Here is a 4,778-nt window from a genome sequence, read left to right on the forward strand (position 1 = left end):
TTGCGCGTCTGCTCCGGCAAATTCGAGCGCGGCATGAAGATGAAACACCTGCGCATCAACCGCGAAATCGCCGCCTCCAGCGTGGTAACCTTCATGTCACACGACCGCGAGCTGGTGGAAGAAGCCTACGCGGGCGACATCATCGGCATCCCGAACCACGGCAACATCCAAATCGGAGACAGCTTCTCCGAAGGCGAACAACTGGCGTTCACCGGCATCCCCTTCTTCGCGCCCGAACTGTTCCGCAGCGTACGCATCAAAAACCCGCTGAAAATCAAGCAACTGCAAAAAGGTTTGCAACAGCTCGGCGAAGAAGGCGCGGTACAGGTTTTCAAACCGATGAGCGGCGCAGATTTGATTTTGGGCGCGGTCGGCGTGTTGCAGTTTGAAGTCGTTACCTCGCGACTGGCCAACGAATACGGCGTAGAAGCCGTGTTTGACAGCGCATCCATCTGGTCGGCGCGCTGGGTATCGTGCGAAGATAAGAAAAAGCTGGCGGAGTTTGAAAAAGCCAATGCAGGCAATCTGTCGATAGACGCAGGCGGCAACCTCGCTTACCTTGCGCCTAACCGCGTCAACCTGAATCTGACACAAGAACGCTGGCCGGACATCGTGTTCCACGAAACACGCGAGCATTCGGTTAAACTGTAAAACACAAAGGCCGTCTGAAACTTTCAGACGGCCTTTTTTCATTCGATATCAACCCAATAAATCCCAAGCAAACTTCCCAATAGTCAGGCACAGCAGCAACATAAATCCGTAACGCAGCAGCTTGGTTCCGCCGCGTATTGCCAAGCGCGCACCAACCACGCCGCCGCATAAATTTGCCACCGCCAACGGTATCGCCCATGCCCACACGACATGGCCTTGCGGGATAAAAAACGCCAGCGCGGCAAGATTGGTAGTCGAATTGATGACCTTTGCCGAGGCGTTCGCCGCTAAAAAATCGTAGCCGTAAAAGCGGACGAACACAAAAGCCAGTAGGCTGCCCGTTCCCGGCCCGAACACGCCGTCGTAAAACCCGATTAACGCGCCGAAAAATAAGCCCCATAAGGTTTCGCGGCGTGTCAGCTTTTCAGTGCGCACTGTCTGCCCCAAGTCTTTTTTCAAAAAAGTGTACAGACACATGGCAATCATGATGACCAGCATCGCCGGTTTCATGTATTGCACGGGGAAATACACCACCGTTTTCGCGCCCAAATATGAAGCGGCAAATGCCAACGCCGCGGCAGGCAGCAGCATTTTCCACGGCACGGGGATTCGGCGCAGATATTGCCCTGTCGCAGTCAAAGTGCCGCAGCAGGAAGCAAATTTATTGACACCCATCACCGAGGCCACAGGCGTAGCGTTTGGCAATAGGTTGAACAATCCGGGAATCTGCAACAGCCCGCCTCCGCCAACGGCCGCATCCATCAGCCCGGCGGCAAAGCCGACCAATACCAGATAATAAAAAAACGAATCTGCAAGCATAATGTCCATCTCTAAAAAGCAAAGCGATTTTGCGCGTGTTTGCCTGTCCTGACAACCTAAAAGGCCGTCTGAAAACCATACGTTCAGACGGCCTTTTGTTATTTGGCAATGTTTACAGCTTATTGCTTACGCTTGTCCCACCAGGCAAACAAGTTGCCCAAAACCGTTCCCGATACAGAGTGCCAAACGCAGGCAACGGCGGCAGCAACTGCGGATTCAGCATTACCGGGGAAGAATTTAGCGCTCAAACCGGTGGCAAGTCCGGCATTTTGCACACCGACTTCGATGGCAAGGGTGCGTTTTTTGGCGGTATTCATGCCGGTCAGCGCGCCACTGTAATAGCCGAGGATGTAGCCGCCGATGTTGTGTGCAGCAATAGCAAGTACCATCACGAAGGCGGATTCGGCGAAACGATGGCCATGAACGACTGCGACACCGCCGACGATGCAGGCAAAGGCAATAACGGCAACGGCGGGCATAATGGCGCGCACGTCTTCAAACCAGTGTTTTTTATGCAGCAAGATATTGGCGACAGAGCCGATAACGACAGGCAACAGGGTAACGAGCAACATAAACTTGAACATACCCCAGCCGTCCATTTCGACGGTTTGTCCGACCAAATAAGTCATCCACAACGGCGTCATCACAGGAGCAAGGACGGTGGAAACAGTGGTCATGCCGACCGAAAAGGCAACATCGCCTTTAGCCAAAAAACTCATAATATTGGACGAAACGCCGCCCGGACAAGTACCGACCAAAACCAAACCCAGCGTCAATCCGGGCGACAGGTCAAAGGCTCTGGCAATACCGATGGCGAGCAGCGGCATAATCGTGTATTGGGCGATGGCGCCGATAAAAATATCGAGCGGACGTTGCGCCAAAATTTGATAATCCTCTTTGCCCAAAGTCATGCCCATACCCAGCATGATGATGCCGAGTACGACGACTTGCGTATCGCCTTTTACCCATGAAAAAGTGGCAGGTTCGATAAAGGCGATGATGGAGGCAAGGACGATAATCAGGGCGGTGAAGCGGGTCATTTGCCGACTGACTGCGGTCAAAAAGTTCATGTTTTTACTCCTTTGTATGTTTTTATCATGACAAGAATTGCCATAATTTAACACATGTTAACTCTTGTGCGCAATTACAGTAACGAAATAGGAAACCTACCATCCAATAATGTTTAAAAACAAACCACACCGATTCCACCCAATATCAACACAAAGGCCGTCTGAAACCTTTTCAGACGGCCTTATCCTATCCGTTAATCATCGATTTATTCGATATTTTGAACCTGTTCGCGCATTTGCTCAATTAAGACTTTCAGTTCAACCGACGCTTGCGTACATTCGGCGGCGATGGCTTTGCTGCCCAAGGTATTGGCTTCACGATTCAACTCTTGCATCAAGAAGTCTAAGCGTTTGCCTGCGCTGCCCTTGCCTTCGGTAACAATGCGGCGTACTTCGGCGATATGGGTGCGCAAACGGCTGAATTCTTCATCCACATCGGATTTTTGGATAAACAAAGCAAATTCCTGTTGCAGGCGGTCGTTGTCGATATTGCCGACAGCCTCAGCCAAACGAGCGTTGACTTTGTCCATATGCGCTTGCAGCAGGCTTGGGAACAATTCATTCAAAGCGCCCACAATCTCTTCCATAGCAGTCAGACGTTGCAGCAAATGTTCGCCCAGTTTTTTACCTTCGCGTTTGCGGGCGGCTGTGAACTCTTTCAACGCGCCGGTCAATAAATCTTTAACACCTTTCGCCAAGGCCTCAGAGTCTTCGCTCTGACCTGCCAAAACGCCGGGGAAACGCAAAACGTCGGCCACGCTCAGCTTGCCGAAATTATGTTCCTTGCGCCATTCTTTGTTCAAATGCGCCAGTTGTGCGACCAAATCCTGATTGACTTCTAAAGTCTGCCCGCCAGAAGCCGCATCTTGCAGCTGAACACGGCACTCCAGTTTACCGCGCGCCACAGCAGCGGCAATCTGTTCGCGCAATGCGCCTTCCAAATAGCGCAACTCTTCCGGCATACGGAATTGGACATCCAAATAACGATGGTTGACCGCGCGGATTTCCAAATTAATCCGCTTGCCGCCGCATTCGCCTGCGGCATTGGCAAAGCCGGTCATGCTGTGGATTTGAATAGTTCGTCTTGTAGCCATAGTTTTACTCCGTTTCCAAATACGAGTGAAAGTATGGACACTATAACACACCCGACCGACGATTTTCAGACGGCCTTTGGTGCCAAATTCCTCTATAATTCAAGGCAACCTGTTTTTTATTCTCCCCAAAGGACCATCATGAGCGACTACACCCGCACCGGCCGCGCCGCCGACAGCCTGCGCAACATCAAAATTACGCCCAATTTCCTGCCACACGCCGATGGTTCCTGCCTTATCGAGTGCGGCAACACCAAAGTGATTTGCACAGCTTCCATCGACGAAAACGTTCCCCCTTTTCTGCGCGGTAAAGAACAAGGCTGGGTAACGGCCGAATACGGCATGTTGCCGGCGTCCACCGCTTCCCGTATGCGTCGTGAAGCCGCCGCAGGCAAACAGTCCGGCCGCACACAAGAAATCCAACGCCTAATCGGCCGCTCGCTACGCGCCGTCGTCGACATAGAAAAACTCGGCGAACGCCAAATCCTGATTGACTGCGACGTTATCCAAGCCGACGGCGGCACGCGTACCGCCTCCATTACCGGCGCCTACGTTGCCCTGCAAATCGCCGTGGACAAACTCCTTTCAGACGGCCTTATCAGCAAAAATCCGATCCGTGAAGCCGTTGCCGCCGTTTCCGCCGGCGTGGTGGGCGGCGTACCGCTTTTGGACTTGGACTACCCCGAAGATTCAAGCTGCGACAGCGACGTTAACATCATCATGACCGCGTCTGGCAAAATCATCGAAATCCAAGGTACAGCCGAAGGTGCACCGTTCAGCATCGAAGAATTGGGCAAGCTGATTGCCCTCGCGCATAAAGGCATTGCCGAATTGGTGCAACACCAGCAGGCCGCCCTTTTAGCCCGATAATCAGCAAGGCCGTCTGAAAGCTTTCAGACGGCCTTTTTCAACAAAATCCTTTTATGCGCATTTACTCAAAAAAGCGCGTTCCATCCTTGAATTCCATGTAAAAAATAGTAATAATAACCCTTTTTCCAGCAAACCAAGCTGCCCGACAACCCCCACAAGAAAGCACGAAACATGGCGTTAATCGTACATAAATACGGCGGCACATCAGTAGGCTCGCCCGAACGCATCAAAAACGTAGCCAAACGTGTCGCCAAAGCCCGCGCCGAAGGACACGACA

At 52.2% G+C, this 4,778-nt stretch carries 5 protein-coding genes; 2 read left to right on the forward strand and 3 right to left on the reverse strand.

Features of this window, described 5'->3' with window-relative positions; all coding sequences use genetic code 11:
* A partial coding sequence (locus tag ACTHUT_RS14095; RefSeq protein WP_440418924.1) for an EF-Tu/IF-2/RF-3 family GTPase occupies positions 1 to 651 on the forward strand: 651 nt, incomplete at its 5' end.
* A 48-nt stretch (positions 652 to 699) separates the two neighbouring features.
* Here ACTHUT_RS14095 and ACTHUT_RS14100 read toward each other — a convergent pair.
* From ACTHUT_RS14100 to ACTHUT_RS14110, 3 genes are all read right to left on the reverse strand, one after another.
* A complete protein-coding gene (locus ACTHUT_RS14100) occupies positions 700 to 1,470 on the reverse strand; it encodes a sulfite exporter TauE/SafE family protein (RefSeq protein ID WP_254322485.1) in 771 nt (256 codons plus the stop codon).
* A 119-nt stretch (positions 1,471 to 1,589) separates the two neighbouring features.
* The gene (locus tag ACTHUT_RS14105; protein WP_440418925.1) at positions 1,590 to 2,540 is read right to left on the reverse strand and encodes a bile acid:sodium symporter family protein; all 951 of its coding nucleotides are present in this window, start codon (positions 2,538 to 2,540) and stop codon (positions 1,590 to 1,592) included.
* Positions 2,541 to 2,746: 206 nt separating this feature from the next.
* On the reverse strand, positions 2,747 to 3,634 hold the full coding sequence (locus tag ACTHUT_RS14110) for a YicC/YloC family endoribonuclease (protein WP_440418926.1): 888 nt from the start codon (positions 3,632 to 3,634) through the stop codon (positions 2,747 to 2,749).
* A gap of 138 nt (positions 3,635 to 3,772) precedes the next feature.
* Between ACTHUT_RS14110 and rph the strand changes: the two genes are divergently transcribed.
* On the forward strand, positions 3,773 to 4,501 hold the full coding sequence (rph, locus tag ACTHUT_RS14115) for a ribonuclease PH (protein ID WP_440418927.1): 729 nt from the start codon (positions 3,773 to 3,775) through the stop codon (positions 4,499 to 4,501).
* Positions 4,502 to 4,778 lie beyond the last annotated feature (277 nt).

This window comes from Neisseria sp. P0022.S010 (assembly GCF_051956635.1).

Bases quoted from the DNA above. Each gene is read 5' to 3' on its own strand.
- ACTHUT_RS14100 (WP_254322485.1), bottom strand. From the start codon at position 1,470: ATGCTTGCAGATTCGTTTTTTTATTATCTGGTATTGGTCGGCTTTGCC.
- ACTHUT_RS14105 (WP_440418925.1), bottom strand. From the start codon at position 2,540: ATGAACTTTTTGACCGCAGTCAGTCGGCAAATGACCCGCTTCACCGCC.
- ACTHUT_RS14110 (WP_440418926.1), bottom strand. From the start codon at position 3,634: ATGGCTACAAGACGAACTATTCAAATCCACAGCATGACCGGCTTTGCC.
- rph (WP_440418927.1), top strand. From the start codon at position 3,773: ATGAGCGACTACACCCGCACCGGCCGCGCCGCCGACAGCCTGCGCAAC.